The sequence below is a fragment of the Methylobacter sp. Wu8 genome (genome assembly GCF_036440755.1).
GTDB classification, from domain to species: Bacteria; Pseudomonadota; Gammaproteobacteria; order Methylococcales; family Methylomonadaceae; genus Methylobacter_A; species Methylobacter_A tundripaludum_A.
This window is the reverse complement of sequence record NZ_JAZGVT010000017.1, coordinates 1-18,920: the sequence shown is the minus strand read 5'-3', so window position 1 is coordinate 18,920 and position 18,920 is coordinate 1. Positions and strand designations below refer to the sequence as shown.

Annotated in this window: 9 protein-coding genes, 2 tRNA genes and 3 rRNA genes; 2 read left to right on the top strand and 12 right to left on the bottom strand. The window is 50.6% G+C overall.

Annotated features, from left to right (window positions below; all coding sequences use genetic code 11):
* Positions 1-50: 50 nt before the first annotated feature.
* The 6 genes from rrf to tyrS form a co-directional block, all read right to left on the bottom strand.
* Positions 51-166: ribosomal RNA gene (rrf, locus tag V3O24_RS00675) — 5S ribosomal RNA — on the bottom strand.
* 271 nt (positions 167-437) lie between these two features.
* Positions 438-3,329 (bottom strand): 23S ribosomal RNA (locus V3O24_RS00670).
* A gap of 411 nt (positions 3,330-3,740) precedes the next feature.
* Positions 3,741-3,816 (bottom strand) — tRNA-Ala (locus tag V3O24_RS00665).
* Between the two features lie 53 nt (positions 3,817-3,869).
* Positions 3,870-3,946: transfer RNA gene (locus tag V3O24_RS00660), tRNA-Ile, on the bottom strand.
* 68 nt (positions 3,947-4,014) lie between these two features.
* Positions 4,015-5,549, bottom strand: a 16S ribosomal RNA gene (locus V3O24_RS00655).
* The 16S, 23S and 5S rRNA genes sit together here with 2 tRNA genes alongside, the layout of an rRNA operon.
* 432 nt (positions 5,550-5,981) lie before the next feature.
* On the bottom strand, positions 5,982-7,178 hold the full coding sequence (gene tyrS, locus V3O24_RS00650) for a tyrosine--tRNA ligase (RefSeq protein ID WP_331305701.1): 1,197 nt from the start codon (positions 7,176-7,178) through the stop codon (positions 5,982-5,984).
* Between the two features lie 178 nt (positions 7,179-7,356).
* On the opposite strand from tyrS, the gene V3O24_RS00645 reads away from it, so the two are divergent.
* Both V3O24_RS00645 and V3O24_RS00640 read left to right on the top strand, forming a co-directional pair.
* The gene (locus tag V3O24_RS00645; RefSeq protein ID WP_331305700.1) at positions 7,357-8,817 is read left to right on the top strand and encodes a peptidoglycan DD-metalloendopeptidase family protein; all 1,461 of its coding nucleotides are present in this window, start codon (positions 7,357-7,359) and stop codon (positions 8,815-8,817) included.
* Positions 8,818-8,825: 8 nt separating this feature from the next.
* Positions 8,826-9,962 (top strand): anhydro-N-acetylmuramic acid kinase, encoded by a 1,137-nt coding sequence (locus tag V3O24_RS00640; protein ID WP_331305699.1) that lies wholly within the window; start codon positions 8,826-8,828, stop codon positions 9,960-9,962.
* A 22-nt stretch (positions 9,963-9,984) separates the two neighbouring features.
* Here the strand turns inward: V3O24_RS00640 and erpA are convergent, their stop codons facing one another.
* From erpA to nifJ, 6 genes are all read right to left on the bottom strand, one after another.
* Positions 9,985-10,317 carry an iron-sulfur cluster insertion protein ErpA gene (erpA, locus tag V3O24_RS00635; protein WP_104425207.1) on the bottom strand — a complete coding sequence of 111 codons (333 nt, stop codon included), beginning with the start codon at positions 10,315-10,317 and terminating at the stop codon, positions 9,985-9,987.
* A gap of 66 nt (positions 10,318-10,383) precedes the next feature.
* Positions 10,384-11,415 carry an N-acetyl-gamma-glutamyl-phosphate reductase gene (gene argC / locus V3O24_RS00630; protein WP_331305698.1) on the bottom strand — a complete coding sequence of 344 codons (1,032 nt, stop codon included), beginning with the start codon at positions 11,413-11,415 and terminating at the stop codon, positions 10,384-10,386.
* 410 nt (positions 11,416-11,825) lie between these two features.
* On the bottom strand, positions 11,826-13,172 hold the full coding sequence (locus V3O24_RS00625) for a glycoside hydrolase family 30 protein (RefSeq protein WP_331305697.1): 1,347 nt from the start codon (positions 13,170-13,172) through the stop codon (positions 11,826-11,828).
* Between the two features lie 4 nt (positions 13,173-13,176).
* Positions 13,177-13,983 carry a tRNA pseudouridine(65) synthase TruC gene (gene truC, locus V3O24_RS00620; protein WP_331305696.1) on the bottom strand — a complete coding sequence of 269 codons (807 nt, stop codon included), beginning with the start codon at positions 13,981-13,983 and terminating at the stop codon, positions 13,177-13,179.
* A gap of 79 nt (positions 13,984-14,062) precedes the next feature.
* Entirely contained in the window at positions 14,063-15,076 is a 1,014-nt protein-coding gene (locus V3O24_RS00615) for a dihydroorotate dehydrogenase-like protein (RefSeq protein WP_331305695.1), read from the bottom strand.
* Positions 15,069-18,716 carry a pyruvate:ferredoxin (flavodoxin) oxidoreductase gene (nifJ, locus tag V3O24_RS00610; protein WP_331305693.1) on the bottom strand — a complete coding sequence of 1,216 codons (3,648 nt, stop codon included), beginning with the start codon at positions 18,714-18,716 and terminating at the stop codon, positions 15,069-15,071. The genes V3O24_RS00615 and nifJ overlap by 8 nt, the downstream gene beginning before the upstream one ends.
* Positions 18,717-18,920 lie beyond the last annotated feature (204 nt).

Below are 18,920 nucleotides of genomic sequence, written 5' to 3'. Positions count from 1 at the left end.
TGCGGTCAAAAAAAAACCCAAGCGTTTCGGCTTGGGTTTTTGATTTAAGAGCTTGGCAATTCCCTACTTTCGCATGGCAAACTGCCACACTATCATCGGCGCTAAACGGTTTCACTTCCGAGTTCGGGATGGGATCGGGTGGTTCACGTTCGCTATGGTCACCAAGCAAACTGGTGTAAAACAGGCTAAAGGCTAAGGGCACAAGACGAAAGGGTTTTTCTCTGTCTGGGTCTTTTTTCTTCATTCTGCTTTTTTGCTTCGACCCTAACGGGCCTTGGCATTTCAACTCTTCTCAAGCTAGGCCGGGCTTTGGCTTTTTTTCGTCTTTAGCCTTTCGCCTTTTGCCTGCTTATGGAAATCTGTAACGTCTGTTGATTCTTTTACATTTGCGATAAAGCTGTCCTTCATTAACACTTATCAAACTGATTGGGTGTTATATGGTCAAGCCTCACGGGCAATTAGTACACGTTAGCTACGCCCATTACTGGACTTCCACACCGTGCCTATCAACGTCGTAGTCTTCGACGGCCCTTCAGGGGACTCAAGGTCCCAGTGAGATCTCATCTTGGGAGGGGCTTCCCGCTTAGATGCTTTCAGCGGTTATCCTGTCCGAACATAGCTACCCGGCAATGCCATTGGCATGACAACCGGAACACCAGAGGTTCGTCCACTCCGGTCCTCTCGTACTAGGAGCAGCTTCCCTCAAATCTCAAACGCCCACGGCAGATAGGGACCGAACTGTCTCACGACGTTCTGAACCCAGCTCGCGTACCACTTTAAATGGCGAACAGCCATACCCTTGGGACCTGCTTCAGCCCCAGGATGTGATGAGCCGACATCGAGGTGCCAAACACCGCCGTCGATATGAACTCTTGGGCGGTATCAGCCTGTTATCCCCGGAGTACCTTTTATCCGTTGAGCGATGGCCCTTCCATACAGAACCACCGGATCACTATGACCTACTTTCGTACCTGCTCGACTTGTCCGTCTCGCAGTCAAGCACCCTTATGCCATTGCACTCATTGGCTGATTTCCGACCAGCCTGAGGGTACCTTCGTGCTCCTCCGTTACTCTTTGGGAGGAGACCGCCCCAGTCAAACTACCCACCATACACTGTCCCCAATCCGGATAACGGACCTAGGTTAGAACTTCGAACATACCAGGGTGGTATTTCAAGGTCGGCTCCACAAGAACTGGCGTTCCTGCTTCAAAGCCTCCCACCTATCCTACACAAATAGGTTCAAAGTCCAGTGCAAAGCTATAGTAAAGGTTCACGGGGTCTTTCCGTCTAGCCGCGGGTATACGGCATCTTCACCGCAATTTCAATTTCACTGAGTCTCGGCTGGAGACAGTGTGGCCATCGTTACGCCATTCGTGCAGGTCGGAACTTACCCGACAAGGAATTTCGCTACCTTAGGACCGTTATAGTTACGGCCGCCGTTTACTGGGGCTTCGATCAAGAGCTTCTCCGAAGATAACCCCATCAATTAACCTTCCAGCACCGGGCAGGCGTCACACCCTATACGTCCTCTTTCGAGTTTGCAGAGTGCTATGTTTTTGCTAAACAGTCGCAGCCACCATTTTATTGCAACCCTGTTCTGCTCCATCCGCGAGGGACTTCACATACTTGGGGTGTACCTTCTCCCGAAGTTACGGTACCATTTTGCCTAGTTCCTTCAGCCGAGTTCTCTCAAGCGCCTTAGAATTCTCATCCCATCCACCTGTGTCGGTTTGGGGTACGGCTACTGGTAACCTGAAGCTTAGAGGTTTTTCTTGGAAGCATGGCATCAATCACTTCGTCGTTCCTAAGAACAACTCGTCATCACGTCTCAGAATATAGGTTCCCGGATTTGCCTAAGAACCCTCCCTACTCGCTTAAACTACCTATTCCAACAGGTAGCTGACCTAGCCTTCTCCGTCACCCCATCGCAGTTACCACCAGTACAGGAATATTAACCTGTTTTCCATCGACTACGCTTTTCAGCCTCGCCTTAGGTACCGACTAACCCTGCGTCGATTAGCGTTGCGCAGGAAACCTTGGATTTTCGGCGTGGGGGTTTTTCACCCCCATTATCGTTACTCATGTCAGCATTCGCACTTCTGATACCTCCAGCAAACTTCTCAGTTCACCTTCGCAGGCGTACAGAACGCTCCTCTACCGCTCATCTTACGATGAACCCGTAGCTTCGGTACTATGCTTAGCCCCGGTAAATCTTCCGCGCAAGCCGACTCGACCAGTGAGCTATTACGCTTTCTTTAAAGGATGGCTGCTTCTAAGCCAACCTCCTGGCTGTCTGTGCCTTCTCACATCGTTTCCCACTGAGCATAGATTTTGGGACCTTAGCTGACGGTCTGGGCTGTTTCCCTTTTCACGACGGACCTTATCACCCGCCGTGTGTCTCCCGTGCTCGAACTTGTTGGTATTCGGAGTTTGCATCGGGTTGGTAAGTCGAGATGACCCCCTAGCCGAAACAGTGCTCTACCCCCAACAGTTATACACGAGGCGCTACCTAAATAGCTTTCGAGGAGAACCAGCTATCTCCGAGCTTGATTAGCCTTTCACTCCGATCCACAACTCATCCCCGGATTTTTCAACATACGTGGGTTCGGCCCTCCAGTGAGTATTACCCCACCTTCAGCCTGGTCATGGATAGATCGCCCGGTTTCGGGTCTAATCCCAGCGACTAAACGCCCTATTAAGACTCGCTTTCGCTACGCCTCCCCTATTCGGTTAAGCTTGCCACTGAGATTAAGTCGCTGACCCATTATACAAAAGGTACGCAGTCACGGAACAAGTCCGCTCCTACTGCTTGTACGCATACGGTTTCAGGATCTATTTCACTCCCCTCTCCGGGGTTCTTTTCGCCTTTCCCTCACGGTACTGGTTCACTATCGGTCAGTAAGGAGTATTTAGCCTTGGAGGATGGTCCCCCCATGTTCAGTCAAAGTTTCACGTGCTCCGACCTACTCGTTTTCACTGCACAGCGTTTTCGTGTACGGGGCTATCACCCTGTATCGCCAGACTTTCCAGACTGTTCCACTAACAACTGTACAACTTAAGGGCTAATCCCCGTTCGCTCGCCGCTACTAAGGGAATCTCGGTTGATTTCTTTTCCTCTGGGTACTTAGATGTTTCAGTTCCCCAGGTTCGCTTCAAGTCACTATGTATTCATGACAAGATGACCAGCTGATGCTGGCCGGGTTCCCCCATTCGGACATTCTCGGATCAAAGTTAGTTTGCAAACTCCCCGAGACTTTTCGCATGCTACAACGTCCTTCATCGCCTCTCACTGCCTAGGCATCCACCGTATGCGCTTATTCACTTGACCATATAACCCCAATAAGTCTGCCCGCCTGCTTATTCGCCTTAATATTGCTATTCGATTGAATTAAGTAAACGCGTATCTTCTTGAGTTATATCGATCAGCTTTCTTAATCGCTTTTTTCTGCTTTTGAGAACTCGTTCTTGTGTTCGTCGATCCCAACTCTCCATCGACTCAGTCTCTTCCTGTTAATTGCTTAACACGCTCGACTTCGTTGACTTTCTGTTGTAACCTCGGTTCACTCGAACTCGTTTCGTCACTTCATGGTTTTCTTCCATGTTATGACGTGTTACAGATTTCCAAATTGTTAAAGAGCTATTAGTGCAGTTAATGCACCAATTCTATAAGGTCTTGGCCCATTCTTTCGTTAATTCGATTTTGTTTAATCGCTAACCAAGAATGAAGACGTTATAGAATTGGTGGAGCTAAGCGGGATCGAACCGCTGGCCTCCTGCGTGCAAGGCAGGCGCTCTCCCAGCTGAGCTATAGCCCCAGTGTTTCTTTTTCAGTCCCCTAGGCCACATCACGTTTGCCCTCTCGGCAAGGTGGTGGGCCTGGGTGGACTCGAACCACCGACCTCACCCTTATCAGGGGTGCGCTCTAACCAACTGAGCTACAGGCCCTAGGCTCATACTGCGTGTGATCAAAATAATTTGTTGTGGATACTCATGAGGCATTTAGATGCAATTTGTAAGGAGGTGATCCAGCCCCAGGTTCCCCTAGGGCTACCTTGTTACGACTTCACCCCAGTCATGAATCACAAAGTGGTGAGCGCCCTCCCGAAGGTTAGACTACCCACTTCTTTTGCAACCCACTCCCATGGTGTGACGGGCGGTGTGTACAAGGCCCGGGAACGTATTCACCGCGACATTCTGATTCGCGATTACTAGCGATTCCGACTTCATGGAGTCGAGTTGCAGACTCCAATCCGGACTAGGATCGGCTTTCTGGGATTTGCTTGACCTCGCGGTTTCGCAGCCCTCTGTACCGACCATTGTAGCACGTGTGTAGCCCTACCCATAAGGGCCATGATGACTTGACGTCGTCCCCACCTTCCTCCGGTTTATCACCGGCAGTCTCCCTAGAGTTCCCACCATAATGTGCTGGCAACTAAGGATAAGGGTTGCGCTCGTTACGGGACTTAACCCAACATCTCACGACACGAGCTGACGACAGCCATGCAGCACCTGTCTCAGAGTTCCCGAAGGCACTCTACTATCTCTAACAGATTCTCTGGATGTCAAGGGTAGGTAAGGTTCTTCGCGTTGCATCGAATTAAACCACATGCTCCACCGCTTGTGCGGGCCCCCGTCAATTCATTTGAGTTTTAACCTTGCGGCCGTACTCCCCAGGCGGTCAACTTAATGCGTTAGCTGCGCCACTAATCCTGTAAATAGGACCAACGGCTAGTTGACATCGTTTACGGCGTGGACTACCAGGGTATCTAATCCTGTTTGCTACCCACGCTTTCGTACCTCAGCGTCAGTTCTAGTCCAGGGAGTCGCCTTCGCCACTGGTGTTCCTTCAGATATCTACGCATTTCACCGCTACACCTGAAATTCCACTCCCCTCTACTAAACTCTAGTCCGCCAGTTTCAAATGCCGTTCCCAGGTTGAGCCCAGGGCTTTCACATCTGACTTAACGAACCGCCTACGCACGCTTTACGCCCAGTAATTCCGATTAACGCTCGCACCCTCCGTATTACCGCGGCTGCTGGCACGGAGTTAGCCGGTGCTTCTTCTAAAGGTAATGTCAAGCTACCGGGTATTGACCGGTAGGTTTTCCTCCCAATTGAAAGTGCTTTACAACCCTAAGGCCTTCTTCACACACGCGGTATTGCTGGATCAGGCTTTCGCCCATTGTCCAATATTCCCCACTGCTGCCTCCCGTAGGAGTCTGGGCCGTGTCTCAGTCCCAGTGTGGCTGATCGTCCTCTCAGACCAGCTATAGATCGTCGCCTTGGTAGGCCTTTACCCCACCAACTAGCTAATCTAACGCAGGCTCATCTCATAGCGCGAGGTCCGAAGATCCCCCGCTTTCCCCCGTAGGGCGTATGCGGTATTAGCGTGAGTTTCCCCACGTTGTCCCCCACTATGAGGCAGATTCCTACGCGTTACTCACCCGTCCGCCACTCGTCAGCGCCCGAAGGCCTGCTACCGTTCGACTTGCATGTGTTAAGCATACCGCCAGCGTTCAATCTGAGCCATGATCAAACTCTTCAGTTTAAATCATTTTGCCACTCAATAAGATGAGTAGCCAATCTTGGCTCGACATCAGAATTAAACGTATAAATTACTTTTTACGTGTTGTTCTTGTGTCGACTATTTATTACAATCTTAAATAGCTCATCACAAGCACCCACACAAATTATTTTGATCTGGTTTTTAAAGAGCTAGGGCAAATACCCCTGTTGAGCTGGACTATTATACAGAGCCGATTCAACTTGTCAACACCTTGTTAACACCTTGTTAACTTTATTTTCAATCCCTTTTCCGCCAAGGCTTACTGATAAGCCCGTAAGAAGCCGGCCATTATAACCTACTCACTTAACTTGTCAACGTCCTTGCTGGCTTTATTTCCTACCAAGCATCCTGCTCGCCCTTCCAAAGGCTTCATACCCGGAAGAGCTGCGTATTATACAACTACAGCCAATATGGTCAAGAAGTTATTTTCACTCTCGCAAACTTTCTCTTGCCTACCTGATAAACATGGTGAGAACCAACTGAAATCTCCAGCTTTTGATCAGAAACTTTTTCTCCGTCAATCTTTACCGCACCCTGCTTTATCATGCGATTAGCCTCGGATGTACTTTCCGTTAATCCAGCATCTTTCAATATATTTGCTATTCCGTAACCTGCACCCTCAATCTTTAATTCAAGTTCTTCCATTTCATCAGGCATCGCACCACGCTGAAATCTGGCCTCAAAGTTTTCCAGCGCTTTGACAGCAGCCGACGCATCATGGAATCTTTCTATAATTTCCTGAGCCAACTTAACTTTATAGTTTCTCGGATTTGCACCTTGCCTGCACTCTTCCGCCCATGACTTTATTTCAGTCATAGGCCGAAAACTCAGCAATTCAAAGTAACGCCACATCAACTCATCCGATATGGACATTAATTTACCGAACATATCATCAGCAGAATCGGCTATACCTACATAATTATTGAGCGACTTGGACATTTTTTGCACGCCATCCAACCCCTCCAAAATCGGCATCGTCATAACGATTTGAGGCTTTTGCCCAAAGGCTTCCTGCAATTGCCGCCCAACCAACAAGTTAAACTTCTGGTCCGTACCGCCCAATTCTACATCCGCCTTCATCGCCACCGAATCATAGCCTTGGATTAAAGGATACAAAAATTCATGTATCGCAATAGGCTGACCACCTTTAAAGCGCTTGCTGAAATCATCCCGCTCCAGCATTCTAGCTACGGTGTGTTTTGCAGCCAATTGAATCAAATCAGCCGATGACATAGCATTCATCCAGCTTGAATTAAACATTACCAACGTTTTTGTCGGATCCAGGATTTTGAATATTTGCTCTTCATAAGTTTTAGCATTGTCGGTGACCTCGTCGCGAGTCAACGGTTTGCGCGTCACATTTTTTCCCGTTGGATCACCGATCATCCCGGTAAAATCACCGATCAGGAACAGCACTTCGTGACCAAGGTCTTGAAATTGCTTTAATTTATTAATCAGAACGGTATGTCCTAAATGCAAATCAGGAGCAGTCGGGTCAAATCCCGCCTTAATCCGAAGAGGCCTTCCCTCTTCCAATTTTTTAATTAATTCTTGTTTGATTAAAACCTCATCACTCCCTCTAAGAAGTTGCTCCAATACGTCCTCTTGCAATGTCTTTCTCCAAAATATCTACAAATAATTCATTATAGAATTAATCATCCACTCCGATGAATAAAAACTTTTACATGCTCTAAAATTGGTAAAAACTTTCAAAACCACTTAAAATAAAACTATAATTTCATTAAATTATTTCTAATTTAAGTAAATTTCAATTATTTAGCATAGCCTAGTGAAAAATAGAATCTATACCTCATTGCTCTTTGGAATTAGCGTAGCCTTTTCAGTAAGCGGCCACACACAACCCAAGCACACAGCAGCTAAAACCAGTTCTGCAACTACTCATCATTCGACACACACAAAATCCGTTAATAATAAAAGCCCGACGCCAGATAAATCGAAAACCAGCAACAAAAAGACACCTACCTCATCAAAGCCAGCCGACAACAAAAAAAACACTATCGCCACAACCAAACTAACCGCACAAAAAAAATCGACTACTACGCCTAAATCCGGCAAAAAACAAACCACCGTCTCTAACGAATTAAAAAATAACAAACGATTAGCTGGATCGCCCAAGTCAAACAAAAAAAACCACTCCGTTGCCGCTTTTGAAGAAAGCACCAGAAAACATACCGTTATTTCAGCCAAATCTATCGAGTCTACATCTACAAAACCAAACAGCTACCAAAAAACGCAAAAAAATATTCTTCTTGATTTAAGTCTGGATAATTCCGGGTCAAATCAAATCATACATACAACCGATGACAAAACATTCCGTCCTGTCTTAATCAACCGGCCGCAAACAACTAAAATCAACACTGCTCACGTATCGATAGAAACCTCTTTATTTCTGGATGGGCTTGAAGCCGGCTTATCGAAAGATCTTATTCTGCAACTTACCGATATTTTTGCATGGGACATTGATTTTGCTAACAACCTGCGCCCCGGCGATCAGTTCACGGTTGTTTATGGAAAGAAAATGATTGATGGCAAAGAAATCGATAGCGACGAGATTATTGCTGCGGAGTTTATTAACCAAGGATCGTCACACGTAGCGGTCAGATATATAAACGAATCCGGCATTGCCAGCTATTACACGCCTGACGGACAATCCATGCAAAGGGCTTTTTTAACCACGCCTGTCGACTTTATAAAAATCAGCTCCCCTTTCGACATGCACCGCAAACATCCGATACTTAACAGAATTCGCGCCCATAAAGGCATCGACTATGCGGCCAGAACCGGAACGCCTGTAAAGACAACCGGGGATGGCACCGTTACTTTTAGCGGTCGCAAAGGTGCGTATGGACAAGTCGTGATTATTCAACACAACGATCGCTATGAAACGCTTTATGCACACATGTCCGGCTTTAAAAAAGGCCTACAGGTCGGCGATCATGTTAAGCAAGGCGATGTTATCGGTTATGTAGGCCAAACGGGCCTGGCTACCGGCCCTCACTTGCATTATGAATTCCATGTCGATGGAATTTACCGTGATCCCGAGACGGTCAAAATCCCGCATTCAATGCCCATAAGTAATGCATTGCTGGATGACTTCAAGTCTCAAACGCAACCGTTCTTTGCTCAACTTAATCAGGTTAAGTCCCAAAGTTTGCTTGCAAAAACCCAGTCGGCTATTGCTCCCGGGATTGCCCAGCCTCCAGCCGCCCAACCGTCCCGTTTCGATTAGCACGAACGATGCCCGAACTTTATATCGGACTGATGTCAGGAACCAGCCTGGATGGCATTGACGCTGCCCTTGTTGATTTTCAAGACAATGAAACCCATCTTGTCGAGTTTGAATACCTGCCCTACTCCGACGAAATTCAAAGCACAATCCAGAAGATCAGCAAACCTGAGTCGCTAATCTCGCTTAAAGAATATGGAGCAATGGACGCGCAACTCGGCAGCTTATTCGCAAAAGCGGTTAACGCCTTGCTTGCTAAAGCCGCTATCCCAACCTCATCGGTCAAGGCCATCGGCAGTCATGGACAAACCATCTATCATGCACCTGATATTCGATTCCCTTTTTCCCTGCAAATCGGCGATCCCAACATCATTGCCGAAACAACCGGTATTACCACCGTGGCTGATTTCAGACGCAGGGATATTGCCGCAAAAGGCCAAGGCGCCCCCCTGGTTCCGGCTTTTCATCAAGCCGTATTCCAGCACCCGAACGAACATCGCTGCATCGTCAATATTGGCGGCATTGCCAATATCACCGTGTTGCCTAGAAATCAGTCCGCGGAAGTGATCGGCTTTGATACCGGCCCCGGCAACACCTTGATGGATCTATGGATCAAGCTGCACCGGAACCTGCCGTATGACAAAAACGGCGCATGGGGCAAAACCGGAAAAATCGACCATGACTTGGTGACGCTATTAAAACAGGACGCTTATTTCAACGCCGCCCCGCCCAAAAGCACCGGCAAGGAGTATTTTTCGCTTCCCTGGATTTATCAGTATTTTGACGCATTCAGCTATAAAGCCGAGGACGTACAGGCCAGTCTGTGTTTTTTAACGGCAATAACGATTTGCGACGCGGTCAAAAAACATGCACCGGCTACTGAACGCATATTGATTTGCGGCGGCGGCATTCATAATGATTACCTGCTGGAACTCATCCAGCAGAACATTGACTGCCCTGTTGAATCGGCAGAGCGTTACGGAATTCATCCCGATCATGTCGAGGCCGTGGCTTTCGCGTGGTTAGCCAGACAAACCATGAACAATCTGCCGGGCAATCTCAAAGAAGTAACAGGAGCGCTTGACTCCGTCATTCTTGGGGGGATTTATCAGGTAAACAAAAAGGGCGGCAGTCCTGTCGCCCGGTGAGGGGAGAAACTATAAGATGTAATTACGCTGAAAAAGAAGACCCGCATCCACAGGTAGTGGTTGCGTTAGGATTGCGAATAACAAACTGGGCTCCCGACAAATCTTCTTTATAGTCAATTTCAGCACCGGTTAAATACTGGATGCTCATCGCGTCAATCAACACCGTGACACCGCCGTTCTCAACGCAAGTATCGTCTTCATTGACTTCTTCATCGAAAGTAAAGCCGTATTGAAAGCCTGAACAGCCGCCGCCTGAAACATAAACCCTCAGCTTCAGATTATCATTGCCTTCCTCAGCGATTAATTCGCCCACCTTGGAAGCAGCACTGTCAGTAAAAACTATCGGATTAGACATATATACACACTATAAAAAAATGGAATTAAAATAAATTATGACTATACCCAGCTTTTTAGTCAAGAATTATGGATAAAGCGCAATCACCTTTAACCCTGAGTCTTCCTTTAACCCGAATATCAGATTCATATTCTGCACCGCCTGCCCTGCCGCCCCCTTGACCAGGTTATCAATCACCGACAGCACCACGATGGTTTGACCACCCTGAGGCTGATGAATCGAAATCTGGCAGTTATTGCTGCCCCGGACATTCCGGGTATCGGGATGCGAACCTTGCGGCAATACATCGACAAACAGCTCATCCGCATATCTTTTTTCATACAAAGCCTGCACATCGTCCAGATTACCATGCGCCTGGGCATATAACGTAGCGTGTATCCCACGAATCATCGGCGTCAGATGCGGCACAAAGGTCAATCCGACCGGTTTGCCGGCCACCAATTCAAGCCCCTGGGCGATTTCGGGCAAATGCCGGTGGCCGCCGACTGCATAAGCTTTAAAACTTTCGCCGGTTTCACTCATCAACGTCGCCAACTCAGCCTTACGCCCCGCCCCGCTGACGCCGGATTTAACATCGGCAATCAAATGATTAACATCGATCAAATCGTTTTCAAGCAACGGCAAAAATCCCAACTGCGTGGCTGTGGGATAGCAGCCCGGACAGGCAATCAAATCAGCCTTTTTAATCGCATCGCGATTCACTTCCGGCAAACCGTAAACCGCATCGGCGATTAAATCGGGGCAGGCATGCTCCATGCCGTACCACTTACCCCACTCCTTTGCGTCTTTCAACCTGAAGTCGGCGGACAGGTCGATCACCTTAACCCCGCGCGCGAGCAATTGCTCCGCCATCAGCATCGCCGTACCGTTCGGCGTCGCAAAAAACACTGCATCGCATTCGGCCAGGGTTTCAACTTCAGGCAGGCTAAATACGACATCGATAACACCGCGCAAGCTGGGATAAAGCGCATCCACCCTAAGCCCCGCATCGGCACGCGAAGTGACGACCGCCACCTCAACATCCGAATGCAACGCCAAAATCCGCAATAGCTCAACGCCGGTGTACCCGGTCCCCCCCACAATACCTGCACGAATCATTTGTCTTATCCTACCCACACACTGTTTATGAAAAATAACTGGGACATATGATAACCGCAACTCAGCTTATTGACGATGTTGTAACGATGCCACTTGCCTGCCCTTTGGAATTGACACCGGTATTTTAAAACCGGTAAAGCGCATGACAGGTTATCGTTTATTCCACCCTGAGCGCTAACAGCTCAGGAGGAGGAGCATCCTCAACAACGGCAATAGGCCGTTCCTTCCGACCAAAACACCGGCTGAAGTCTATAAAACGGCTAGATTGTGGATAACTTTAACGGTACGGCTAAAACATCAGATCTCGTGCCGCAAAACTGGGACAGCGCCATTCAGCTGGAGTGTGAACAGGGCTCTATCTTAAATTAAGGTGTTTTTTGTCTGGTCAATGGGGTCCACTTTACCGTTTTTTAAAAAATAAAAGTCTTGATTCCACGAGCTGGTATTGAGGTTTTAGTCTGTAACCCCTGGCTTTTTAGCACGAAGTCAATTGCCTGCCCGGTGCGGTTCAATACCACTACGGCGACGCTCCCATCACTATTCAGAAATGCGCTTGCTTCAAGGCTATCCAAAGTTTTGGCGCAGGCCACCCGGCGAGCCCTCGGGCGGATGAAACGGGAGAAATGACCGATGTAGTAATAAGAGCTTTGGTAGCGTATTTCTCCGGCTTGGGTGTCGGCAATAATGGGCGCGCTACAGAAATTGCCGACATGGTTGGGGCCGCCCGTTTCATCGAGAACCATGTTCCAGTCCACCCATGCCTCGGTCCAGCGGTTAAGATCATTGATGATTGAGTGGGCGTAACGCTCTCCGGTATCCCACGAACCGAGATGCGGCCCGTTTTCCTGGCAGCCCTCAGTGAAAATAAGGTGCTTATCGGGATAGGCGTCATGGGTCAGTTGGACATTGTCGAAGTGATCGCCGCAATACCAATGAAAACCGACGCCCCAGACATAATGGGCGGCCTTCGGATCGTCCAGCACGGCCTTGGCTCGTTCAAACAGCCGGTCTCGATTGTGATCCCAGACTATCACGTTAACATTGCCAAGCCCTGCATCGTGCAGGGTTGGGCCAAGGTAATCCCTGACAAAATCCCGCTCCTCTTCGCCGGTGTAAATACAGGAGTCCCAGGTTTGCGTGGCTTCCGGCTCGTTTTGCACCGTCAGCCCCCAAATCGGTATGCCCTCCCGCCCGTATTCTTGAATGTACCGGACATAATAATCCGCCCAGGCTTGGCGATATTCCGGCTTAAGCTTGCCGCCGTTATTCATCATTCCGTTGGTTTTCATCCAGGCCGGAGGGCTCCAGGGTGAAGCGAACAGTTTTAACTTGCCGCCGGATAAATCGATAGCCTCGCGGATCATCGGGATCAGGGCTTGACGGTCATGCTCGATGCTGAAATGCTTAAGTTCTACATCGCCATCCACTTCGGTATAGGCGTAATTTCCCAGCGAGAAATCGCAGCTATTGATATGGGTTCGGCATAAGGTATAGGCATTGCCGGTGTCCGGCGAGAAATAGGCTTGCAGAATTTCTTGCCGCAAGTCGGGCGGCATTTTGTCCAAGGTTACCGCGGCCGCTTCGGTGAAAGCGCCTCCGAAACCCTGAATTTCTTGGAACTTCACGCTAGTGTCTATGAACACCGAAGGGCCGGAAAAATCCGTGGCAACTTGGAACGCTATCGGTTCCAATTCCGACAACCGATACGCAGTGTCATGAGCGGTACAAAATTGCTTTACCGGACGCTGTTTTGTCATTTTGCTAACTCCATTTGTTGAGTGTTGCTAAAGAAGATAAGGGGATCGCGGAATATGCGCTGTCTACATTCCAGTTAAGTTCCGTAACAATCCGGCTGAAACAAGCATCCAACGGCGCTTGAATTTCCAGCCGTTGTCCTGTGACAGGATGCGGAAAATTGAGCTGGGTCGAGGCAAGCAACAGTTGCCGGCAATTTAATTGTTGCCGGAAAAAATCGTTGTGCTTGCCATCCCCATGCGTGGTGTCGCCGATAATCGGATGAAAAATATGCTTTAAATGCCGGCGCAGTTGATGTTTACGGCCCGTTTTCGGCGAAAGCTGCAATAACGAATAACGGCTGGTCGGGTAACGTCCCACCGCAAACGGCAATTCCACCGTGGCAAGACGCCGATAATGGGTAACGGCGGCCTGGGCGGCTTTATCCTGTCGTGCCAGACGGTCGGTCATTTTATCCAGTTGCTCCTGTAACGGATAATCGATAATCGCCCGCTCGGCAGTGTAACCGCGCACTACGGCCAGATAGGTTTTTTCCACGCTATCGGACATAAAGATTATCATCATTTTCCGGGCAATCTCCGGGTTTAACGCAAACACCAATACACCGGCGGTGGGTTTGTCCAAACGATGTAGCGGAAATACTCTTTGCCCCAGCTGGTCGCGTAGCAATTGCACCGCAAAACGCGTTTCATGGCGGTCTATATCCGACCTATGCACCAATAATCCTGCCGGCTTGTTGATTGCGACCAGAAATTCGTCTTGGTATAAAACAGGCAAGTCCGAGTCAAGCTCCGACCTTGGCGGGTTTGGCATTATTTCAACCGTGTTCAAAATGGCTCCACTTTTCCTCGTTCCCACGCGCTACGTGGAAACGAGAATCGAGCAACAAAAACTACCTCAACACTCCCGCCGGGCTGGAGTAACTATCCAACACCTGCACATAATTAGCGCGTTCATAAGCGCTGGGATCGATCGCGTGTTGTTGGCTGACGCTGCCTTTTAATTGGTTGACCGACTCGTATTCATGCTCGGCCAGCCACTGCTCCATTTCAGCCAGGATTTCGCTTAAACGGCCTGTACCGTGCTTTAGCAATACGCTGCAAAGATGCACCACATCGGCTCCGGCCAACAGAGCTTTCAGCACATCCGTCGTCTGGTGAAAACCTCCGGTTACCGCCAGCGACAGTTTGGTCCGGCCGTACAGTAACGCGGCCCAGCGTATGCGCAACAACGCTTCCGCCGACGATGACAACTCCAGCTTCGGCACCACTTCCAACGTTTCCAAATCAATATCGGGCTGGTAGAAACGATTGAACAGCGCTATGCCGTCGGCTCCGGCGGCCTCCAGGCGTTTGGCGAAATGAATCGGCGAGCTGAACTGCGAAGAAAGCTTCATCACAATCGGCACACTGACCTGCCCTTTCAATTCCCGCAATATGTCCAGGTAACGGTTTTCAACCGTCTCGCCGCTTTCCTCGGCATTGGCGGCCAGATGATAGATATTAAGCTCCAGTGCGTCGGCGCCCGCCTGCTGCAATTGCTTGCCGTACTCGACCCAGCCGCCCAATGACGTGCCGTTCAAACTGGCGATGACCGGAATCGCCAGCGCAGACTTGAGCTGTTGCAGATGCTCCAGATACTGTTCCTGATAGGTCTGAATGTTATCCGGCACCGGATGAAACGAATCCGCTTCGCCATGCCCGATTGCCTGCTGATAAAAGAATCGCTCCATTTGCTGCGCTTCGGCTTCGATTTTTTCCTCGAACAGCGAATACATCACCAGCGCCGATGCGCCTGCATCTTCCAGCCTGCGCGCACTGTCCAGATCCTTACTCAACGGCGACGCCGACGGCACCAGCGGGTTAGCCAGTTTCAAGCCTAAGTATTCAGTCGTTAAATCAACCATTGTCGGTCTCCTTGGCGCTTTCGCTCTTGAGTTGGGCTTTCACCGCCGAGACGCTGGTCGATTCGTTCCACGCCAGCTCAGACAGTTGTTTGTAATAATGGTAACGGTTTTTAACGTCCTGCTGCGCCTGTTCCAGAAAACGCTCGGCATCTTCAGGATGGGTTTGCCACAACATGCTGAAACGGGTTTCGGTTTTGACGAAATCGCGGTAGGGGATCGACGGTTCCGGCGAATCCAGGTGCATCGGATTTTTGCCCTGTTTTATTTTGCCGGGATCGAATCGGAACAACGGCCAATGCCCGCTTTTCACGGCCAGATTTTGCTGCCGGTGATTGTTGGACATATCCACGCCGTGCGCGATACACGGCGCGTAAGCGATAATGATAGCCGGGCCGTCGTGGGCTTCCGCCTCCAAAAACGCATTCAGCGTTTGCGTATCTTTACCGGCGTAAGCGACATGGGCGACATAGACGTTGCTGTAATCCATCGCCAGCAACGCCAAATCTTTTTTCGCCGTGGCTTTGCCGCCTGCGGAGAATTTCGCCACCGCGCCTAACGGCGTCGATTTAGAGGTTTGCCCGCCGGTGTTGGAATAAACTTCGGTATCCAGCACCAGAATGTTGACATTGCGCCCGCTGGCCAGGACATGGTCGAGACCGCCGTAACCGATGTCGTAAGCCCAGCCGTCGCCGCCGATAATCCAGACGCTTTTCTTGCACAGGCTGTCGGCTAACGGGAGCAGTGTTTGTGCGGCCTGCCCGTGTTGATTGCTCATGGACTGCAAGTCTTGCTTGAGTGCGGCAACCCGCTCGCGCTGCTCGTAAATCCCGGCTTCATCGGACTGGTCGGCATTCAGTATCGCGTCGACCAATTCGCCGCTCAATTGCCCGCGCAGCGACGCCAACAACTCCCTGGCGTATTGGTTTTGCTTGTCGAGCGCGATCCGCATACCTAAGCCGAATTCGGCATTGTCCTCGAATAAGGAATTGCTCCATGCAGGGCCGCGGCCTTCGGCGTTTTTGGTCCAGGGCGTAGTCGGCAGGTTGCCGCCGTAAATCGACGAACAGCCGGTCGCATTGGCAACCACCATGCGGTCGCCGAACAATTGCGAGGCCAGTTTGATGTACGGCGTTTCTCCGCAACCCACGCAAGCGCCGGAAAACTCGAACAAGGGCTGCAACACCATCGAACCCTTGATGGTGTTGGTTTTTAAAAGCTTGCGATCGTATTCGGGGATAGCCAAAAAGAAATCCCAATTGTCGCGCTCGGTTTCGCGTAGCGGCGGTTGCGGCGCCATATTGAGGGCTTTGCGGCTGGAGTTGGATTTATCCCGGATAGGGCAAATGTCGACGCACAATGTACAACCGGTACAATCTTCCGGCGCGACCTGATAGCTGATTTCCAAACCGGCAGGAAAATCCTTGCCCAGCATCGGCGCATGTTTGAAGGTAGACGGCGCGTTGGCTACAGCATCAGTCGGGAAAATTTTGCTGCGGATGACCGAATGCGGACAAACCATCACGCATTTGCCGCATTGGGTGCATAAATCGGTTTCCCAGACCGGGATTTCCAGCGCCAGATTGCGTTTTTCGTAAGCCGCCGTGCCGGTTGGAAAGGTGCCGTCAACCGGCATCGCGCTGACCGGCAACGCATCGCCCCTGCCGGCAATGATTTCGCCCGTGATCCGTTTGACAAAATCGGGCGCGGCGTCGTTGATCCTGGATTGAATGTCGAATTGGCTGCTGACCGCTGTCGGCAACGTAACCGAATGCAGACTTGCCAGCGTTTCGTCGATGGCTTTGAAATTCAGTTCGACGATATGACGGCCTTTTTTGCCGTAGGTTTTTTCGACCGCGTGTTTAATATCGGCTATTGCCTGTTCCTGCGGCAACACGCCGGATATGGCGAAAAAGCAGGTCTGCATGATGGTGTTGATGCGCTTGCCCATGCCGCTTTTTTCGGCGACCGCATAGCCGTCGATCACATAAAAGCGGATATTTTTGGCTATCATTTGCTGCTGCATTTTGGCGGGGAGCGACGCCCAAACCCGCTCGGCCGGTTCCGGCGAGTTCAGCAAAAATACCGCGTTGTCCGCCGCATTGGCAAGCATGTCGTAACGCTCCAGAAAGATCGTCTGATGACAGCCGATAAAACCGGCGTCGTTTTCGCCGATCAGGTAAGTCGAGCGTATCGGCTTGGGACCGAAGCGCAAATGCGAGACGGTAATCGCGCCGGATTTTTTCGAGTCGTAAACGAAATAGCCCTGGGCGTGTAAATCGGTCGCTTCGCCGATAATCTTGATCGTGTTTTTATTGGCGCTGACCGTGCCGTCGCTACCCAGGCCGTAAAACATGGCCTGGAAGGTGTCGGCGTGGGCGTCGGTGCGGTAAGCCGCATCCCAATCCAGGCTGGTGTGGGTGACATCGTCGTGAATGCCGATGGTGAAATTATTTTTCGGTTGATCCTGTTTCAATTCGTCATAAATCGCCTTGATCATGCCGGGCGTGAATTCCTTGGACGACAGACCGTAACGGCCGCCGACCACTTTCGGCATTGACGAAAATTTAGCCGAACCGCCGGTAAAATCCTGAGCCAGCGCGCCGAGCACGTCTTTATATAAAGGCTCGCCGTCCGCGCCCGGCTCTTTGGTGCGGTCCAACACCGCGATTTTGCGGCAACTCGAAGGCAATGCCGCCAGCAAGCTGACCGCATCGAAGGGCCGGTACAAGCGCACTTTCAGCAAGCCGACCGATTCGCCCTGGCGGTTAAGATAATCGAGCGTTTCCGCGACCGCCTCCGCGCCCGATCCCATCATCACGATGACGCGCTCGGCCTCCGGCGAACCCACGTATTCAAACAGGCGGTAACTGCGGCCGGTCAATTTGGCGAATCTATCCATCGCACCCTGCACGATGCCGGGCATCGCCTGGTAATAGGCGTTGACCGATTCCCTGGCCTGAAAATACACATCGGGATTCTGGGCCGTGCCGCGCAGCACAGGGCTATCCGGCGTCAAAGCCCGGCTTCGGTGCGCACTTACCCACTCGTCGTTAATCATGGCCCGCATGACGCCGTCGTCCAACAGAGTAATCTTGGCCACTTCATGCGAGGTCCTGAAGCCGTCGAAAAAATGCATCAGCGGGATACGGCCTTCCAGCGCGGCGGCATGGGCGATCAGCGCAAAGTCCATGACTTCCTGCGGCGAATTGGAGCACAGCATGCCGAAACCGGTCATCCGCGCCGACATTACGTCGCTATGGTCGCCGAAAATAGACAGGCCCTGGCAAGCCAGCGAGCGAGCGGCGATATGGAACACCGTCGGCGTCAGTTCACCGGCAATTTTGTACATATTGGGCAGCATCAGCAGCAGGCCTTGGGAAGCGGTAAACGTCGTCGCCATCGACCCGGCCTGCAACGCGCCGTGGATGGCTCCGGCGGCGCCGGCCTCGCTTTGCATTTCGGTAACCTGCGGCACCGTGCCCCATAAATTGACCTGCCCGCGCGATGACCATTCGTCGGCCCATTCGCCCATATTGGACGACGGCGTTATCGGATAAATCGCGATGACTTCGTTGAGTTTATGGGCTACCGTAGCGGCAGCCTGGTTTCCATCGATGGTAAGCGTTTGCTGATTTTGCATTAGACATCCCCTGTGATGAACAAAAGAAGCGTAACCGCCCGCTCCGTAGAATACTCGGAATTACGCATTGTCGGGCAGTATAGAATGGCGGATTCAACTCCGAAGTGCAATCCTAGTAATCATGCGGCATCCCTCTCTTGTTCAGGAAAAAAGACCTCATGAGGTGTTTTAAAATTGAGTGTTTTTCGAGGGCGATGGTTGAGC

Coding starts and splice junctions, on each gene's coding strand:
- V3O24_RS00640 (WP_331305699.1), top strand. CDS start 8,826: ATGCCCGAACTTTATATCGGACTGATGTCAGGAACCAGCCTGGATGGC.
- erpA (WP_104425207.1), bottom strand. CDS start 10,317: ATGTCTAATCCGATAGTTTTTACTGACAGTGCTGCTTCCAAGGTGGGC.
- argC (WP_331305698.1), bottom strand. CDS start 11,415: ATGATTCGTGCAGGTATTGTGGGGGGGACCGGGTACACCGGCGTTGAG.
- V3O24_RS00625 (WP_331305697.1), bottom strand. CDS start 13,172: ATGACAAAACAGCGTCCGGTAAAGCAATTTTGTACCGCTCATGACACT.
- truC (WP_331305696.1), bottom strand. CDS start 13,983: ATGCCAAACCCGCCAAGGTCGGAGCTTGACTCGGACTTGCCTGTTTTA.
- V3O24_RS00615 (WP_331305695.1), bottom strand. CDS start 15,076: ATGGTTGATTTAACGACTGAATACTTAGGCTTGAAACTGGCTAACCCG.
- nifJ (WP_331305693.1), bottom strand. CDS start 18,716: ATGCAAAATCAGCAAACGCTTACCATCGATGGAAACCAGGCTGCCGCT.